This window comes from Duganella fentianensis, assembly GCF_964031615.1.
Classification (GTDB): Bacteria; Pseudomonadota; Gammaproteobacteria; order Burkholderiales; family Burkholderiaceae_D; genus Rugamonas; species Rugamonas fentianensis_A.
In genome coordinates, this window is record NZ_CAXIQN010000013.1 from 13,629 (window position 1) to 31,265 (window position 17,637).

16 protein-coding genes are annotated in these 17,637 nt (G+C 59.2%); 7 read left to right on the plus strand and 9 right to left on the minus strand.

Annotation, left to right across the window (positions count from 1 at the left end):
* Positions 1 to 23: 23 nt before the first annotated feature.
* The gene (locus tag ABNT42_RS08095) at positions 24 to 1,106 is read right to left on the minus strand and encodes an AI-2E family transporter (RefSeq protein WP_348696177.1); all 1,083 of its coding nucleotides are present in this window, start codon (positions 1,104 to 1,106) and stop codon (positions 24 to 26) included.
* 162 nt (positions 1,107 to 1,268) lie between these two features.
* Here ABNT42_RS08095 and purM point away from each other — a divergent pair, with 162 nt between their 5' ends.
* Positions 1,269 to 2,312 (plus strand): phosphoribosylformylglycinamidine cyclo-ligase, encoded by a 1,044-nt coding sequence (gene purM, locus ABNT42_RS08100; protein ID WP_155432738.1) that lies wholly within the window; start codon positions 1,269 to 1,271, stop codon positions 2,310 to 2,312.
* 181 nt (positions 2,313 to 2,493) lie between these two features.
* On the opposite strand, the gene ABNT42_RS08105 is transcribed toward purM, so the two are convergent.
* The 6 genes from ABNT42_RS08105 to ABNT42_RS08130 form a co-directional block, all read right to left on the minus strand.
* Positions 2,494 to 3,723 (minus strand): 6-phosphofructokinase, encoded by a 1,230-nt coding sequence (locus ABNT42_RS08105; RefSeq protein ID WP_348696178.1) that lies wholly within the window; start codon positions 3,721 to 3,723, stop codon positions 2,494 to 2,496.
* Between the two features lie 53 nt (positions 3,724 to 3,776).
* Positions 3,777 to 5,780: an alpha/beta fold hydrolase gene (locus ABNT42_RS08110; RefSeq protein WP_348696179.1), complete on the minus strand. Its 2,004-nt coding sequence runs from the start codon at positions 5,778 to 5,780 to the stop codon at positions 3,777 to 3,779.
* A 97-nt stretch (positions 5,781 to 5,877) separates the two neighbouring features.
* On the minus strand, positions 5,878 to 7,932 hold the full coding sequence (locus ABNT42_RS08115) for a sodium:solute symporter family protein (protein WP_348696180.1): 2,055 nt from the start codon (positions 7,930 to 7,932) through the stop codon (positions 5,878 to 5,880).
* Positions 7,929 to 8,213: a DUF4212 domain-containing protein gene (locus tag ABNT42_RS08120; protein ID WP_348696484.1), complete on the minus strand. Its 285-nt coding sequence runs from the start codon at positions 8,211 to 8,213 to the stop codon at positions 7,929 to 7,931. Before ABNT42_RS08120 ends, ABNT42_RS08115 begins: the two co-directional genes overlap by 4 nt.
* 64 nt (positions 8,214 to 8,277) lie before the next feature.
* Entirely contained in the window at positions 8,278 to 9,768 is a 1,491-nt protein-coding gene (locus tag ABNT42_RS08125; protein ID WP_348696486.1) for a sensor histidine kinase N-terminal domain-containing protein, read from the minus strand.
* Between the two features lie 32 nt (positions 9,769 to 9,800).
* On the minus strand, positions 9,801 to 10,481 hold the full coding sequence (locus tag ABNT42_RS08130) for a response regulator transcription factor (protein WP_161033508.1): 681 nt from the start codon (positions 10,479 to 10,481) through the stop codon (positions 9,801 to 9,803).
* A gap of 164 nt (positions 10,482 to 10,645) precedes the next feature.
* Between ABNT42_RS08130 and recA the strand changes: the two genes are divergently transcribed.
* The 6 genes from recA (at position 10,646) to ABNT42_RS08160 (ending at position 15,974) form a co-directional block, all read left to right on the plus strand.
* Positions 10,646 to 11,740 carry a recombinase RecA gene (gene recA / locus ABNT42_RS08135; protein ID WP_348696181.1) on the plus strand — a complete coding sequence of 365 codons (1,095 nt, stop codon included), beginning with the start codon at positions 10,646 to 10,648 and terminating at the stop codon, positions 11,738 to 11,740.
* A 27-nt stretch (positions 11,741 to 11,767) separates the two neighbouring features.
* A complete protein-coding gene (recX, locus tag ABNT42_RS08140; RefSeq protein WP_161033509.1) occupies positions 11,768 to 12,223 on the plus strand; it encodes a recombination regulator RecX in 456 nt (151 codons plus the stop codon).
* Positions 12,224 to 12,499: 276 nt separating this feature from the next.
* The gene (locus ABNT42_RS08145; RefSeq protein ID WP_348696182.1) at positions 12,500 to 13,084 is read left to right on the plus strand and encodes a DUF2889 domain-containing protein; all 585 of its coding nucleotides are present in this window, start codon (positions 12,500 to 12,502) and stop codon (positions 13,082 to 13,084) included.
* A gap of 99 nt (positions 13,085 to 13,183) precedes the next feature.
* Positions 13,184 to 14,353 carry an ADP-forming succinate--CoA ligase subunit beta gene (sucC, locus tag ABNT42_RS08150; RefSeq protein WP_348696183.1) on the plus strand — a complete coding sequence of 390 codons (1,170 nt, stop codon included), beginning with the start codon at positions 13,184 to 13,186 and terminating at the stop codon, positions 14,351 to 14,353.
* A 13-nt stretch (positions 14,354 to 14,366) separates the two neighbouring features.
* Positions 14,367 to 15,248 (plus strand): succinate--CoA ligase subunit alpha, encoded by an 882-nt coding sequence (gene sucD, locus ABNT42_RS08155; protein WP_155432748.1) that lies wholly within the window; start codon positions 14,367 to 14,369, stop codon positions 15,246 to 15,248.
* 258 nt (positions 15,249 to 15,506) lie between these two features.
* Positions 15,507 to 15,974 carry a pilin gene (locus tag ABNT42_RS08160; protein ID WP_348696184.1) on the plus strand — a complete coding sequence of 156 codons (468 nt, stop codon included), beginning with the start codon at positions 15,507 to 15,509 and terminating at the stop codon, positions 15,972 to 15,974.
* Between the two features lie 62 nt (positions 15,975 to 16,036).
* Here the strand turns inward: ABNT42_RS08160 and ABNT42_RS08165 are convergent, their stop codons facing one another.
* Together ABNT42_RS08165 and moaC are read right to left on the minus strand one after the other, a co-directional pair.
* Complete coding sequence (locus tag ABNT42_RS08165) at positions 16,037 to 16,747, minus strand: flagellar brake protein (RefSeq protein WP_348696185.1); 711 nt, start codon at positions 16,745 to 16,747, stop codon at positions 16,037 to 16,039.
* A gap of 300 nt (positions 16,748 to 17,047) precedes the next feature.
* Positions 17,048 to 17,566 carry a cyclic pyranopterin monophosphate synthase MoaC gene (gene moaC / locus ABNT42_RS08170; protein WP_348696186.1) on the minus strand — a complete coding sequence of 173 codons (519 nt, stop codon included), beginning with the start codon at positions 17,564 to 17,566 and terminating at the stop codon, positions 17,048 to 17,050.
* Positions 17,567 to 17,637 lie beyond the last annotated feature (71 nt).

The window sequence follows — 17,637 nt, forward strand, 5'->3', positions numbered from 1 at the left end:
GCATAACGTTTTTCTGTTCCACGTTACGCATTATAGAAGCTGCTACGCAGATAGTGGCTGCGCAGGTGTTTAAAGGCCACCATCAGGATGGCCGAAGCGGGCAATGCCAGCAGCACGCCGACGAAGCCGAATAGCTGGCCGAAGGCCATCAGGGCAAAGATCACGGCCAGCGGATTGAGGCCGATACGCTCGCCCACTAGACGCGGCGTGAGGAAGAAACCTTCGATGACCTGACCGGCGCCGTAGATGATGGCCACGGCCACCATGCCACTGAGGTCATTAAACTGCAGCACGGCCGATATCAGCGCCAGTACCAGCCCCAGACCGAAACCGAGGTAAGGAATGAACACCAGCAGACCGGTGATAATCCCCACTGGTAGCGCCACTTCGAAACCGGCAATGCCCAGCGCCGCCGAGTAGTACACGGCCAGTACCAGCATCACCAGCAGCTGGCCGCGCAGATATTGCGCCAGTAGGGCATCGACTTCCTCGGCCATGGCCACGGTAGCGCCTATCCAGCGGCGCGGCACGCAGGCGGCGATGCGCGCCAGCATGGCGTGCCAGTCCAGCAGCAGGTAGAACAGCACCACGGGGATCAGCACCAGTGTGGCCAGCCAGCCCAGTACCGCCGTGCCGCCCGTACGGGCCGAATTCAGTGCGGCGCTCCAGATTTCATCGCCGCTGGTGGCCATCTGCTGCGACACCAGTTTTTTTATGCCGGTGCTATCGAGGCGGATTTTCACGCCCAGTTCCTGCAGGCGCGGGCCTAGCAGATCGTTGATCTTGGCTAGAAACGCGGGGATCTGCGCCTGCATCAGGGGGATCTCCTTTTGCAGCACGGGCACCACGATCAGCACCAGCGCCGTCAGCGCGGCGAAAAACAGCAGCATCACCAGCACCACCGCCAGTGCGCGTGGCAGTTGCCAGCGGTGCAGGCGCAGCCGGTGCAGCGCATCGACGCCGGGATTGAGCGCATAAGCGAAAATGGCAGCGGCGAGGAAGGGCGTCAGAATGGGGCCCAGCGTCACCAGCAGGAAGAAAAATGCCGCCCAGACCGCGAGCCAGAATGCTGTTTGCTTTTGCTCTAGCGTGAGGGGAAATGGCATGGAGTGTGATTTAGATAGTTAAAAACGGCTGTGGCGCTAGGCATTTTGCTAAAATAGCGGTCTTACCGGCTTGTTGCGCTGCTTTTTTGCGCATTTTCGTGCCATTTTGCTACGAAACAGGTCGCCGCCTTCTATTTTACCGCCTCCGCTGCGAAATACACCATGAGCCAAACTTCTAATGTTTCCCTGTCTTACCGTGATGCCGGCGTCGATATCGATGCAGGTGACGCTTTAGTCGAAGCGATCAAGCCATTTGCCAAGCGCACCCTGCGCGAAGGCGTGATGGGCGGCTTGGGTGGTTTCGGCGCCATGTTCGAAATTAGCAAAAAGTACAAGGAGCCAGTGCTGGTTTCCGGTACCGACGGCGTGGGCACCAAACTGAAACTGGCGTTCGAACTGAATCGCCACGACACCGTGGGGATCGATCTGGTGGCCATGAGCGTCAATGACATTCTGGTACAGGGCGCCGAGCCGCTGTTCTTCCTCGACTATTTCGCCTGCGGCAAGCTGGATGTTGCTACCGCCACCGACGTGATCAAGGGCATCGCCCAGGGTTGCGAACAGGCTGGCTGCGCGCTGATCGGCGGCGAAACCGCTGAAATGCCTTCCATGTACCCAGCCGGTGAATACGACCTGGCCGGTTTCGCCGTGGGCGCAGTAGAAAAATCGCAGATCATCGACGGCACCAAGATCGTACCGGGCGACGTGGTACTGGGTCTGGCCTCGTCGGGCGTGCACTCGAACGGCTATTCGCTGGTGCGCAAGATCATCGAAGTGGCCAAGCCAGATCTGGAAGGTGACTTCCACGGCCGTAAACTGGCCGACGTGCTGATGCAGCCTACCCGCATCTACGTGAAACCGCTGCTGGCGCTGATGGCTTCGATGGAAGTCAAAGGCATGGTGCACATCACCGGCGGCGGCCTGGTAGAAAACATCCCGCGCGTACTGCAGGACGGTCTGGTGGCCGAACTGGATGCCAAATCGTGGACCATGCCACCGCTGTTCACCTGGCTGCAGCAGCATGGTGGTGTGGCTGACGCCGAAATGCACCGCGTCTTCAACTGCGGCATCGGCATGACCGTGATCGTATCGCAGGAAAACGCTGCCGCTGCCAAAGCCCAGCTGGAAGCGGCTGGCGAAACCGTCTACACCATCGGCCGCATCCGCGCCCGCGTGGGCGACGAGCACCAGACCATCGTGGTGTAACCCCTTCGGGGTCAGATCTGTCATTCGGACATCCGTGACACAGTATTGAGCATACTCAATACCTGACCCCAGCAAGTTGCGCCGGAAATGTTATTTTCCGGCGCAACTCTTCAGTTGAGCGTTGAATTTCCGCGCACAGAGTTTTGAGTTTGATCAAAAGTGCGCGTCGAGTGTCCGAATGTCAGATCTGACCCCGAAGTTGATCTCGAAGTTTGGGGACGGGGGCGGGGCGCAGGCGGAATGCGTCTGGCATGCCGGAGCCTAGTAGCGGTCGCAGATACAGGCGGAAGGCGTCCGTGACGTCGGTGCCGCTGGCGCTGATGAACTCGTCCTCCATGGTGCGGGTCTTGCCCGCGACTGCGTCCAGCGGCAGCAGTTCGTAGTCGACTGAATAAAAGCCGGTGCGTTTGATGGCCACCGAGCCATTGCGCTGGCCCCACATGGCAAACTGCACGGCTTTTTCGCCGACTTCGCGCGCCTCGCGCTGGTCCACATCGGAGACGCAGCCTATGAAGGAACGCTGCAGATACCCGAAGGTGTCGCCCCTTACCCGTTTGATGCCCAGCTTGGCTTTGATCTCGTCGCACAGCAGATCGGCCAGCGCACCCGTGCCCGATAGCTGCACATTGCCATGGGCGTCGCGCTCGATATCTTTCGCTAGCAGGCTCGCTATCGGTGTGCCAGATGCGTCGTGGATGCCTTCCGAGACGGCGATCACGCAGCGGCCATAGCGCTCGTAACAGGCTTTGACGTCGTGCAGGAACCGTTCGAGCGAGAATACCCGCTCGGGTAGGTAGATCAGGTGCGGCCCATCGTCGGCAAACTTTTTGCCCAGCGCAGACGCGGCGGTAAGAAAGCCGGCATGACGGCCCATCACGACGCCCACATATACACCGGGCAGGGATGCGTTATCCAGATTGGCGCCGGCGAAGGCCTGTGCGACGAAGCGCGCGGCCGAAGGGAAACCGGGCGTGTGGTCATTGCCAACCAGATCGTTGTCGATAGTTTTGGGGATGTGGATGCAGCGCAGCGGGTAGCCCGCTGCCTGCGCCTGTTCGCTGACGATGCGCACCGTGTCGGACGAGTCGTTGCCGCCGATGTAGTAGAACTGTTCGATCTGGTGCGCTTGCAGCACCTTGAAGATTTCGACGCAATACGGCACGTCCGGTTTGTCGCGGGTGGACCCCAGTGCCGAGGAGGGCGTGGCCGCCACCAGTTCCAGATTGTGGCTGGTTTCGCGCGTCAGATCGACCAGATCTTCGTTGATGATGCCGCGCACGCCATGCAGCGCGCCATACACCAGACTGACATCGCGGAAGCGCCGCGCTTCCAGCACCACGCCTGCCAAGGACTGATTGATCACGGCGGTCGGCCCGCCTCCCTGTGCGACTAGAATTTTGCCTGAAGACATGCCTGCTCCTCCGTATCCGTTGAACCAGCTGTCCCCAGACTATAGCGCGAACTTCAGTGCTTGCCGATATGTTTGTCGAGGAATTTCTCCACGCGGCCCCAGAAATCGTAGCGCGTGGCCGGCAGTGCCCAGCCGTGGCCTTCGTCGGGATATTCGATCCACTCCACATCGGGATTCGTCTGCTTCACGGCCTGATAGAAGCGCGTGCCATGAACCAGCGGCACGCGCAAGTCGGCGCCGCCGTGCGCCAGCAGCAGCGGCTGTTTGATGCGCGCCGCCTGCAAGATGGGCGAGGTGGCTTTGAGCTGCTCCGCATCTTTTTCCGGATCGCCCACCAGTTGCGGTATGCCGTACTGCTTCCAGTTCTCCGACATGTCCGAGACATAGGCCCAGTGGCCGGTGCGCATCAGGTTGATGTCGGTTACGCCGGCCCATTCGATGCCGCAGCGGTACAGATCGGGATCGTTCACCAGTCCCATCAGGGTGGCATAACCGCCGTAGCTGGCACCGGCAATGCAGATGCGCTGCGCATCGGCCGTACCACGGGCGATGGCCCAGCGTGCGCCGTCGGCAATATCGTCCTGCATCTTCAGGCCCCATTGCTTCCAGCCGGCGCGGAAATGCGTGCGCCCGTAGCCCGTGCTGCCACGGTATTCCGGCTGCAGCACGACGTAGCCGCGCGAAGCGAGGAACTGGGCTTCGGCATCCCAGTGCCAGCTATTGCCCCGTATATAAGGGCCGCCGTGTACCAGTACCACCATGGGCAGGTTCTTGCCGCTGCCGGTAGGTACGGTCAGCCATGCCGGAATCGTCATGCCATCGCGCGCCTTGTAGTGAACCAGCGTGGTATGCGCCATCTGCTGCGGCTGTATGGCGGGATGGCTGCCGCCTATCAGTTCCAGCTTGTTGGTATCGCGGTTGTACAGCATGGTGCGGCTAGGCCAGATATCGGCATAAGCGCGCACCAGCAGCCATGGCGATTCCGGCTGGCTCGGCGGGGTTAGCAGGTTGATGGTGTTGGGCAGCATGGCGTCGATTTTTTCCTGCATGGCCTTGTAGTCGCCATCCAGCCACTCGGTCGCATAGGCGTCGTTCAGATAGCGGATACCGATCAGCTTTTCGCGGTTCATCAACAGGCGGCCGCTGAAGTCGTAGCCTTCCAGTCGCACCACGGCTTTGTCCGACAGTGTCAGCGTGTTGACATCGAAGGTGTACACGGCCGTGGTGTCTTTACCGTGGTTGCTGATCACGTACAGCCTCCCATCGGGGCCGAAGCTGAGCGGGGTGAACGCGCCCGCGCCGCCACTGTAGGCATTGAACTCGGCCAGCTTGCGCCATACTTTGGTGGCGGGATCGAGGTAGTGGATGGCACTGGTGTCCTTGTCCAGCGTCTGCACCAGCCGTGGCTCGCCCTGATAATCGAGCAGCCAGCGCATGGTGTTATCCGGGCTGTTGATGCGTTCGGCCGCCAGCCGCCCCGTCACGGTATTGATGCGTAATAGATTGACGTAATCGAGCTGCGCGCGGCCACTGTAATGGTGGTCCAGCACGTATAGATAATCGCTATTCTGGGCGCCGTGCTGGCCCATCAGGTAGGTGTGCCACGGCAGCAGGTCGCGCCGACTGCGCAGATTGGAGCCTTCGGTGATAAACGGTGAACCAGCGCGCATGGCCAGTTGCAGAAAGCCCGTGCCATCGCGGTTGACGGCGTACAGGCCCGGTGCATACAGGGTGTTACCCTGCGCCAGATCATTGTCGGCGGCAGTGAATGCCAGCCGCTGGTCATTCACCCACTGGAAGTCGCCGATATCGGCATCGGTGAAATTACCCACCACGGTGATTTTCTGGGTCGCGAGTTCCATCACGGCCAGCCGTTCGCGCTTGCCGGCCGCGCCGATTTTCACGGCCAGATATTTGCCGCTGGGCGAAAGCTCGGCATCGCTAAGTTCCGGATTGGAAAAGAAATCTTGCAGCGACGGGCGTTCCCCCGCCTGCACGCTGGCGCAGCAGAGCGGCAGCAGCAGGACGGCCAGACGCAGGAGTGGGTGCAATAGCATGGTCGGCTTTCGTGAGTAGGAGTTTAGATTGTTACTAAATAGCTAACTCCAACACGATAACACTTAGTTATAAAAAAATCTATATTGCTGTTGTTGACTATTGTTCCGGTGCGCGGATGTAATCGATCAGCGCCACGGTGGCGGCGCCGGGCGCTGGGGTGCACAGGCTGATGATGATCATGCTCAGTATGCCGGCCGGCACGCCGAAGATGCCGGCCGAAATCGGGGCGATGTGGAACCACTGGGCTGCGCTGCTGCCACCCAGAATGGGATTGGTGTGCAACATGTAGTAGACGCATACGCCGAAGCCCGTCAGCATGCCGGCCACGGCGCCCTGTGTGGTGCAGCGTTTCCAGAATACGCCCAGTACCAGCGCAGGGAACAGGGTGGAAGCGGCCAGCGAGAAGGCCGCGCCCACCAGCGACAGGATATCGCCGGGTTTCTGCGAAGCCGTGTAGGCCGCCACAAACGCCACGCCCAGTAGCAGCAGTTTGGAGATAGTCACGCGCTTCTGGGTCGAGGCGCTGCGGTCCACCGTTTTGTAGTACACGTCGTGCGACAGGGCGTTGGAAATTGCCAGCAGCAGACCATCGGCGGTAGACAGGGCGGCCGCCAGACCGCCTGCTGCTACCAGCCCCGAAATGACATAGGGCAGGCCGGCGATTTCCGGCGTGGCCAGTACCAGCACGTCGGCATCGATGGTGATTTCGGCCAGCTGCACGATGCCATCGTGGTTGATGTCGCTGATGCTGAACAGGGGATTGAGCTTGTCCACATTGGCCCAGTAGGATACCCAGTTGGGCAGGTGGTGGTAATCGATGCCTACCAGCGCGCTGTAGATGTCGTATTTGACCAGCACGGCCAGCGCGGGGATAGTCAGGTAGATCAGCAGGATGAAGAACAGGGTCCAGAATACCGAGGTGCGGGCTTCGTGCACGTTCGGTGTGGTGTAGGAGCGCATCAGGATGTGCGGCAGTGCTGCCGTGCCCAGCATCAGGCAGAACACCAGTGCGAGGAAGTTGTTGCGCTTGATATCGGAAGTGGCCGGATCGCCCGGATAGGGGGTGGCGTGCGGGGTGATCGGTTCGGCCCGCGCCAGCGCCTGCGTGCGTGCTTCGCTCCATACCCGCTCGGCTTCTTCGGCGGATTTGGGATAGGCGATCAGGGCCCGCTCGGCGCTGCGGATTTCCAGCAACGAGGCGTTACGGTGCTTGACCTTGTCCAGCTTGTGCTGCACCTCGATGCGACCGGCTTCCCACGAGGCGGGCAGGCCGCGCAGACGGCTGTCGTAGTCCTCGGCACGCTGGCGGAAGATGGCACGTACTTCCGCTTCGCGCGGGTCGGCCTGCAGCACGGCTTCGCGTGCGCTCAGCTTGGGTAGCAGTTTGCCGTAGGCCAGTTGCGGAATGGGGTTGTCGCTATGTTTGGCCGATAGCCAGATGGCGGGAATCAGGAAGGCCACTACGATGATGATGTATTGCGCCACCTGCGTCCACGTAATGCCGCGCATGCCACCGAGGAAGGAGCACACCAGAATACTGGCCAGACCAAGGAAGATGCCGACCGAGAAATCCACTCCCGTGAAACGCGAGGCAATCAGACCCACGGCGTAGATCTGCGCTACCACATAGGTGAACGAGACTATGATGGTAGCGGCCACCGCCAGCAGACGCACCACGTTGCCGCCGCTTTCGGGGTTGCTGGCTCCGCCATAGCGCTCGGCCAGAAAATCGGGGATGGTGTACTGGCTGAATTTGCGCAGATAGGGCGCGATCAGCAGTGCCACCAGACAGTAGCCGCCGGTCCAGCCCATGATGTAGGCCAGTCCGTCGAAGCCGCGCAGATACAGGCCACCGGCCAGACTGATAAAGCTGGCGGCCGAGATCCAGTCGGCTGCGGTGGCCATGCCGTTGAACACGGCCGGCACGCGCCGGCCGGCTACATAGTATTCCAGCACGTTGGAGGTGCGGCTGATCACGCCGATCGTGGCATACAGCACGATGGTGCAGAACATGAACAGATAGCCTATCCAGATGCGTGACATGCCCTCCTGTTCGAGCACTGCCAGCGATACCAGAAAACCGGCAAAGCCGGCCGTGAACATCAGGTAGTAGCTGCGCAGGCGCTGGCGGAAAGTGCGGGCGGCCTTCATGGACGCGCCTCCTTGCTGGCAGGGCGTGGCGCGCGCGCGGCCTTGTCGAGTCGCCGCATGCGCCATGCGTAGTAGGCCAGTATGCCCAGATACACCAGCGACGAACCTTGCGCAGCCAGATAGAACGATAGTGGCCAGCCGAACAGATTAAGGTTGGTCAGTTCGCGCGCGAAGAAGGCGGCGCCAAAACCCGTGACTAGCCATAGCAGCAGCAACTGTATCGACAGGCGGCGGGTGCGCTGCCAGTGTTCGGCGCGGCTGATCGGCGTGATTGGCGGCACTACTGGCGGCACTGCAGCCGGCGCCGCTGGTTGCGGGGCTGCGCTGGTCTGCGGTGGCGTGGCGTTATCCATAATACGGTGCTTCGCTTTCTTCTATCGGCGGCTCGGGTGGCAGCGGGAAGGCCAGCCGGAACAGGGCGCCCGGTAGCTTGGGCTGGGTGGCGCGCGGATTGTTATAGATTTCCACTTCGACGCCATGCTGGTGGGCGATTTCGCGCACGATGGCCAGCCCCAGACCGCTGCCCTCGGCCTTGTTGCCGAGGATGCGGTAGAAGCGCTCGAATACGCGCTGGCGCTCGGCCGGCGCGATACCGGGCCCCGTATCTTCCACTTCGAGGATGGCGTGCTGTTGGTCGCTACGCACGCGCACGGTAACGCTGGCGCCAGCAGGAATATAGCGCAGTGCATTGTCGATCAGATTCGACAGCATTTCGCGCAGCATGGTGGGATTGCCTTCGATTTCCAGCGGCTCGTCCGGGCCTTCGTAACCGAGGTCGATGCGCGCCGCAAACGAGGCCGAGACCCAGTCCTGTACCGTGCTGCGTGCCAGATCGGACAGGCTCAGTAACTGCATGCTGGTGCCGGCCTGCGGCTGGTTTTCTGCGCGCGCCAGTGCCAGTAGCTGGTTGACCAGACGGGTGGCCGCCTCCGAACTTTTGGCCAGCTGTTCCAGCGAGCGGTGGATTTCCGTGCTGTCGGTCTGACGTAGCGCCAGTTCGGACTGCATACGCATGCCGGCCAGCGGGGTTTTCATCTGGTGCGCCGCATCGGCAATGAAGCGCTTCTGCATCTCGATCGAGGAGGACAGTCGCGCCAGCATGTCGTTGAGCGAATTGACCAGCGGCGAAATCTCTTCCGGCACCTGATTCGGCGCGATCGGGCTCAGGTCATCGGAACCGCGCGCACGGATGCGCTCCTGTAACTGGGCCAGCGGCGACAGCCCCCGTGCCAGCGCGAACCACACCAGTGCCAGCACGATGGGCAGGATAATGAACTGGGGCAGAATCACGCCCTTGATAATTTCGTTGGCCAGCTGGGCGCGCTTTTCCAGCGTTTCGGCTACCTGCACCAGTGCCAGTGGCGCTTCGGTGCCGGGTTTGTGCTCAAGCCGCACAAAAGCGTAGGCGATGCGCACGGGCGTGCCGTGCATGCTGTCGTTGCGGAAGTGGACGTTGGCGCTGGTGGGCAGCTCTTCCTCGTCGATGACGGGCGGTGGCAGATCGCGGTCGCCGTCGATATGTTCGCCGTGCGGGCCTTGAATCTGGAAGTAGACGTTGTCGATATCGTCGGCACGCAGAATGTCGCGCGCCGAGCCGGGCAGCCCCTTGATCACTTTGCCATCGACCGCACGCACCTGCTGCGCTAGCACGGTGACGCTATCTTCCAGCGCATGGTCGAACGGCTGGTTGGCGATGGATTTGGCCACCAGATAGGTGATGGCGATACTCATGGGCCACAGCAGCAGCAGGGGCGCCAGCATCCAGTCCAGAATTTCGCCGAACAGCGAATGCTGTATGCCTTCATCCGCCTCCGCCGCGGGCGGCTGGTATTCCAGCGCAGCTTCCTGCTGCACGGCGGAGTCCTGTGTCACTTGGCCGGTTCCGCGAATTTCTCGAGGCAGTAGCCTAGCCCGCGCACGGTGGCGATGCGGATACCGCCCGTTTCGATTTTCTTGCGCAGGCGGTGCACATACACTTCGATGGCGTTATTGCTGACTTCCTCGCCCCATTCGCACAGGTGATCGACTAGCTGCTCTTTGGAGACCAGACGGCCGCTACGCGCCAGCAGGATTTCCAGCAGGCCCAGTTCGCGCGCCGACAGATCCAGCATCTGCTCATTGATGTAGGCGCTGCGGCCCACCTGATCGTAGCTGAGCGGGCCATGCTTGACGATGGTGCCGCCACCGCCGGCACCACGGCGCGTGAGGGCGCGTACGCGCGCTTCCAGTTCGGACAGGGCAAACGGCTTGGCCATGTAGTCGTCGGCGCCCAGATCGAGGCCGTTGACGCGCTGCTCGATCGAATCGGCCGCCGTCAGAATCAGCACGGGCAGACGCGATTCGCGTGCGCGCAGGCGGCGCAGCACTTCCAGACCGGACAGCTTGGGCAGTCCCAGATCCAGTATCAGCAGATCGAATTCCTGAGTAGCGAGGGCGGTGTCGGCTTCCTGACCATTGCCTACGCAATCGATGGCATAACCCGACTGGCGCAATGAGCGGGTCAGGCCATCGGCCAGAACGCTGTCATCCTCGGCAAGTAAAATACGCATGTAAAACACTCCGGCTGTACGAGTCCGTATTGTGTTGCATTTCGCGGCAAGAGGCGAGTTTTTGTGAAATCTCAAAAATTGTTTAAAAATCCTGCTTGCATTGATCACTGTTTTTTTATACAGTACCGACTGTAGCAAACCACCAACCCCGCTGAGAGAACATTATGGACGACAAAAAAGCTGTAGTACCTGCCTCTGAGAAAGCCAAGGCACTGGCCGCCGCGCTGGCTCAGATTGAAAAGCAATTCGGCAAGGGCTCCGTCATGCGTATGGACTCCAGCACGCCTATCGAAGAAGTGCAGGTTGTCTCCACCGGTTCGCTGGGACTGGACATCGCGCTGGGTGTGGGCGGTTTGCCACGCGGCCGTGTAGTCGAGATCTACGGTCCTGAATCGTCCGGTAAAACCACGCTGACCCTGCAAACCATTGCAGAGATGCAGAAACTGGGTGGTACTTGCGCGTTTATCGATGCGGAACACGCACTGGACGTGGTGTATGCCCAGAAACTGGGTGTGAACCTCAGCGAGCTGCTGATTTCGCAGCCGGATACGGGCGAACAGGCACTGGAAATCTGCGATGCGCTGGTACGTTCCGGCTCCGTCGACATGGTGGTAGTGGACTCCGTGGCCGCGCTGACGCCACGTGCCGAGATCGAAGGCGATATGGGTGATGCGCTGCCGGGTCTGCAGGCCCGCCTGATGTCGCAGGCACTGCGCAAGCTGACCGGCTCGATCAACCGCACCAACACGCTGGTGATCTTCATTAACCAGATCCGTATGAAGATCGGTGTGATGTTCGGCAGCCCTGAAACCACCACCGGCGGCAATGCGCTGAAGTTCTACGCATCCGTGCGTCTGGATATCCGCCGTACCGGCTCGATCAAATCGGGTGACGAAGTGATCGGTAACGAAACCAAGGTGAAAGTGGTCAAAAACAAGATCGCGCCACCGTTCAAGGAAGCCCACTTCGATATTCTGTACGGCGCCGGTACTTCGCGCGAAGGCGAGATTCTTGATCTGGGCGTGGAAGCCAAGATCGTCGAGAAATCCGGTTCCTGGTATAGCTACAACGGCGAGCGCGTGGGGCAGGGCAAGGACAATGCCCGTATCTTCCTGCAGGAACGTCCGGAACTGGCATGGGAAATCGAGAACAAGGTGCGCGAATCGCTGGGCGTGCGGGTCTTGCCGCCGCTGGCCAGCGACAAAGGCGACACCGTGGTGAAGCTGAAATCGGTCGATAAAGGCGCCGACGCTGCCTAATCAGTAGCGCCGGATAGCGAGCCAGCCATGGCAACCGTCGAACTCAGTCTCAAAGCCCGCGCGCTGCGGCTGCTGTCGCAGCGCGAACACAGCCGGCTCGAGCTGGGGCGCAAGCTGGCCCGCTATGCACAAGAAGGCGACGATGTGGAAGCGTTGCTCGATCTGCTCGAGCAAAACCGCTGGCTGTCGCAGGAGCGCTTTTCCGAAGCGTTGATCCACCGTCGCTCGGCCCGTTACGGTAACGGGCGGATTGTTGCAGAATTGCAAAGCCATGGCATCCGTGGCGAAGAACTGGACCGGCTCAAACAGGGGCTGGCCAGCGATGAAACCGCGCGCTGCGTGGAAGTGTGGCAGCGCAAGTTCGGCAGCGTGGCCGAAGATGCCCAGCAGCGCAACAAACAGATGCGCTTTTTACTGCAGCGGGGCTTCTCCCAGCGTGCCGTCCAGACAGCGTTAAAAGGAAGCGAGCAGTTCGACGAGTGATCGACCTCTGAGCTAGGCCAGAATTTCTGCCGCATTGCATCATGCAATGTTTCTATGGCAGAAATACATTTTGTGAATCTCTTATCAAAATAGCCTCAGATAGCAGATTTTGCGCGGAAAAACTTATGTTTGCGCGCAACAAATCGCCTCTATGTGCTACACTTTTATGGTTTTTGCAGCGCCGCAGGTGCGGTAAGTGTCCGTAGAAGCTGCGGATACGTGCTTTACAGCACATGGCTGCTTACTAAATTTCTGTCGCGAAAGCGGCATCGGTCTATGTCCCTGTCAACCCCAGTTAACCGACGTGCGCTACGGCACACGCGCGCAATTGTCGTCCAAGCGTACGCACGCGAGGATGGACTATGGGATCTTGACGCGCACATCTCCGATATCAAACAGATCGACACCGTGCTGGCTTCGGGCCCACGCGCTGCCGGGTCTCCTCTGCATGACCTTCATCTCCGCCTGACCGTAGATCGCCAGCTCACCATCGTCGATGCCGAAGCCGCGTCCGATGCCGTGCCGTATCCCGGTCATTGCGATACCATCGCGCCCGCCTACAAGGATCAACTGGTGGGCCTGAATCTGATGCAGGGCTTCCGGCACGAACTCAAACAGCGTCTGGCCGGCACCGCCGGCTGTACCCATCTGACGGAACTGGCGCAGATACTGCCGACCGCCGCCGTGCAGGCCTTCGCCAACGACGTCTGGGCGACCAATGATGCCGCTACGGAAGACCATGGCACGCCTCGTCAGAAGCCGTTTCAACTAGATAAATGTCACGCGCTGCGCACCGACGGTGCGGCGGTGGCGCAGTTTTACCCGCGCTGGGTGGCCAAAGCAGCACCGAGCAGCGCGTAGCAATCTCTGCTTATAGAAACACCTTATATCGCAGTATTTCCGCAGTATTTTCGTAATATCAACCGATTTTTACACATCAGCATCAGAAGGGAAGCCAGCATGAAAATCCATGAGTATCAAGGCAAAGAAATCCTCCGAAAATTCGGAGTGACGGTTCCACGTGGTATCCCGTGCATGACCGTTGAAGAAGCAGTCAAAGCTGCTGAAACCTTGGGCGGCCCAGTCTGGGTTGTGAAGGCACAGATCCACGCCGGTGGCCGTGGTAAAGGCGGCGGCGTTAAAGTTGCCAAGTCGCTGGAACAGGTGAAAGAATACGCTGACCAGATCATGGGCATGCAGCTGGTAACCCACCAGACCGGCCCAGAAGGCCAGAAAGTACGTCGTCTGCTGATCGAAGAAGGCGCCGACATCAAGAAAGAACTGTACGTTTCGATGGTGACCGACCGTATCTCGCAGCGCGTGGTACTGATGGCTTCGTCCGAAGGCGGTATGGACATCGAAGAAGTGGCTGAAAAGCACCCAGAACTGATCCACTCGATCGCTATCGATCCATCGGCAGGTCTGACCGACGCTGAAGCTGCTGGTATCGCTGCCAAGATCGGCGTACCAGAAGGCTCGATCGCTGATGCCGTGACCAACCTGAAAGGCCTGTACAAAGCCTACTGGGAAACCGACGCATCGCTGGCCGAAATCAACCCGCTGATCCTGACCGGTTCGGGCAAAGTTATCGCTCTGGACGCCAAGTTCAACTTCGATTCGAACTCGCTGTTCCGTCAGCCAGAAATCGTCGCTTACCGCGATCTGGACGAAGAAGATCCAGCCGAAGTGGAAGCTTCGAAATTCGATCTGGCCTACATCTCGCTCGACGGTAACATCGGCTGCCTGGTGAACGGCGCTGGTCTGGCCATGGCAACCATGGACACCATCAAGCTGTTCGGCGGCGAACCAGCTAACTTCCTGGACGTAGGCGGTGGCGCTACGGCTGAGAAAGTTACCGAAGCCTTCAAGATCATGCTGAAAAACCCAGGCCTGAAAGCCATTCTGGTGAACATCTTCGGCGGCATTATGCGTTGCGACGTGATCGCCGAAGGCGTGATCACCGCTTCCAAAGCCGTTTCGCTGCAAGTACCGCTGGTGGTGCGCATGAAGGGCACCAACGAAGATCTGGGCAAGAAGATGCTGGCCGATTCCGGTCTGCCTATCATCGCAGCCGACACCATGGAAGATGCAGCTAAGAGCGTTGTTGCCGCAGCTGCCGGTCAAGCTTAATTAAGGAATCAACATGTCCATTCTGATCAATAAAGACACCAAAGTTGTTACCCAAGGGATCACCGGTAAAACCGGCCAATTCCACACCCGCGGCTGCCGCGACTACGCGAACGGCAAAAACTGCTTCGTTGCAGGCGTGAACCCTAAGAAAGCCGGCGAAGACTTCGAAGGCATTCCAATTTTCGCTAACGTTACCGAAGCGAAAAAAGAAACCGGCGCCAACGTGTCGGTAATCTACGTACCACCAGCAGGCGCAGCTGCCGCTATCTGGGAAGCCGTCGAAGCTGAAATGGATCTGGCCATCTGCATTACCGAAGGCATTCCAGTCCGCGACATGATGGCACTGAAAGACCGCATGGTGAAAGCTGGTTCGAAAACCCTGCTGCTGGGCCCTAACTGCCCAGGTCTGATCACCCCGGACGAAATCAAGATCGGCATTATGCCTGGCCACATCCACAAGAAAGGTCGTATCGGCGTGGTATCGCGCTCGGGTACCCTGACTTATGAAGCAGTGGGTCAGCTGACCGCGCTGGGTCTGGGCCAGTCGTCGGCAGTTGGTATCGGCGGTGACCCGATCAACGGCCTGAAGCACATCGACGTGATGAAGATGTTCAACGACGATCCAGATACCGACGCCGTGATCATGATCGGTGAAATCGGTGGTCCAGACGAAGCCAACGCGGCTCACTGGATCAAAGACAACATGAAAAAACCAGTCGTCGGCTTCATCGCTGGCGTTACCGCTCCTCCGGGCAAGCGCATGGGCCACGCCGGCGCGCTGATCTCGGGTGGCGCTGACACCGCACAAGCTAAACTGGAAATCATGGAAGCTTGCGGTATCAAAGTAACCAAGAACCCATCGGAAATGGCCCGTCTGCTGAAAGCCATGCTGTAATCACAGCTTTCCGTTAATGGAAATCAAGGGGAGCTCAGGCTCCCCTTTTTTTATTTCCGAATGACAAAATTTGTCATTGGCAAAAAACGGCACTGACTTTTTACGATGAAGTGACAAAAAACGGCAGTCTGATGGGCTAGAAGTGACAGAATTCGTCAGAAATAGGCCGTAATCGGCGCTGAAATGGGCTGGCACGCCGCTTGCTCTAAGGAAAGTGTAGGCAACAACTTTTGTTCAACACACACCCTGGAGTCAAAAATGAAAACCATGCACATGATGAAAAAACAAGCACAAGCCGGCTTCACCCTGATCGAACTGATGATCGTTGTCGCCATTATCGGTATTCTGGCTGCTGTAGCGATTCCTGCTTACAGCGACTACACCATCAAAGCCAAGATGGCCAATGCGCAAGGCGCGATCGACTCGATCAAATCGGCTGTGGCGCTGTGCGCACAGGAAGGCGGCGGCGACCTGACCGGTTGCGACGCCGGCCAGAAAGGTGTGCCAACCTTCACCGAAACCAAAGAAGTCAAATCGGTTACGGTGAAAGATGGCGTGATCGAAGAAACCTTCTCGACCGGCGTGGGTAAAGACATCGACGGCCTGACTGCTACCTTCACCCCGACCATTGCTGCAGGTGCTGCCAACGTAACGTGGAACGTCACCACCACCGTGACCAACGACACGGCGAAAAATGCTCTGACCAAAAACAACGTCACGCCATAAGCGCATGATGACATGAAAAAAAACCGGCCTCGGCCGGTTTTTTTTCGTCCTGACGGCACCGCTTAAACGATTTTCTGGCGGTCGGCGATCAATGCTTCGTAGGTCAGGTTCTGCAGCATGGTGTGGTGCATAGGGTCGAGGTCGACGAACTGCACGCCATAGGTGAAGACTTCAGGCTGGTCGCCGCTAGTTGGTTTGACCACATTGATGTTGCGGATAGTGGCAGTCGGGTTGATGCGCACCTGACGGTTGCCGGGCTGGGCGATCAGGTAGAACGACAGGCCCACTTCGCCGCCGTCATCGGCCAGCGGCTTGGGCGATTCGATCAGGGCGCCGGACACGCTGAGGTTGACGAGGAAGACCGAGCTGGTACCGGCCGAGGAAGTCACCTGCGCGGGAATATCGACCTTGACGCGCATGGCCGTACGCAAACTAGTGCCCTGTATCGACACGGGGAAGGACAGGTGCACATAGAACATAGGGCGCGGGAAGACCCGCTGCACCACACACGAAAACGAGCACACATTCACCCCGGAAAACACGCGTATGGTCAGCTTATCGCCATCGTTGACAGCGATCGGCGCACCGCTCTCGAACGGAATCTTGACGATCATATACTCGTCTTTCACCCAGCCGACCAGGGTAGAGAAATGCTGGATGGGTTTGATAGTGCGATGGGTGATGAACTGGATGCGGCTGCCCACCTGCAAGTTCATCTGCTCGAACTCGTACTCCTGGGTTTTGCTTTCGTTCGATGGAGGGTTGCTGCTCATGCAAATTCTTTCACGTATGCGCCTGACGGCAGCGGCCAGCCTGCGGAAAAATTACCTCTGTGGAAAAGATTATATACGTGTGTTCCAAAGGTAACAATCAGACAATAAACCAATTCGGGGTCAGATCTGTCATTCGGACATGCGAAGCGCACCTTTGATCTATCACAAAAGAGGATTCGTAAATCGAATCAGCACATGCATGATTGTGAAAGAAATCGACCTACAGCTAAAACAAACTAGTATGAGAAATATCAATAGTGTTGGTTCGATGTCCGAATGACAGATCTGACCCCGAAGTTTTTAGCTGGTGGCGCTCCAGTCGCCCGATTTGCCGCCGTGCTTTTCCATCACGCGGATGTCGCTCATCACCATGCCACGGTCGACCGCTTTGCACATGTCGTAAATTGTTAGCAGGCCGATCTGTACTGCCGTCAGGGCTTCCATTTCTACCCCCGTCTGGCCGTGGGTTTCGACTTGCGCCGTGCAGTGCACGCTGGCGTTGGCTTCGTCAGTGACGAAATCGACGGCGACGCGGGTCAGGGCCAGCGGGTGACATAAAGGGATCAGGTCGCTGGTGCGCTTGGAGGCCATGATGGCGGCGATGCGGGCAATGCCCAGTACGTCGCCCTTCTTGGCCGTGCCGCTAGTGATGATAGCCAGCGTTTCCGGCTTCATGCGGATGCTGCCGCGCGCGACGGCGATGCGGTGGGTGCTGCTCTTGGCGCCTACGTCCACCATGTGGGCCTGACCGCTGGCGTCGAAGTGGGTCAGGTGTTCGCTGGTGGCGGCGTGCTCGGTGGGGCTTACGGTGGAGGTCATATTATTGCTCGGCAGATTACGTCATGGGACAGGCTGCAAGCCCGCCCCGGTTGCGGGTATCATATCACCGT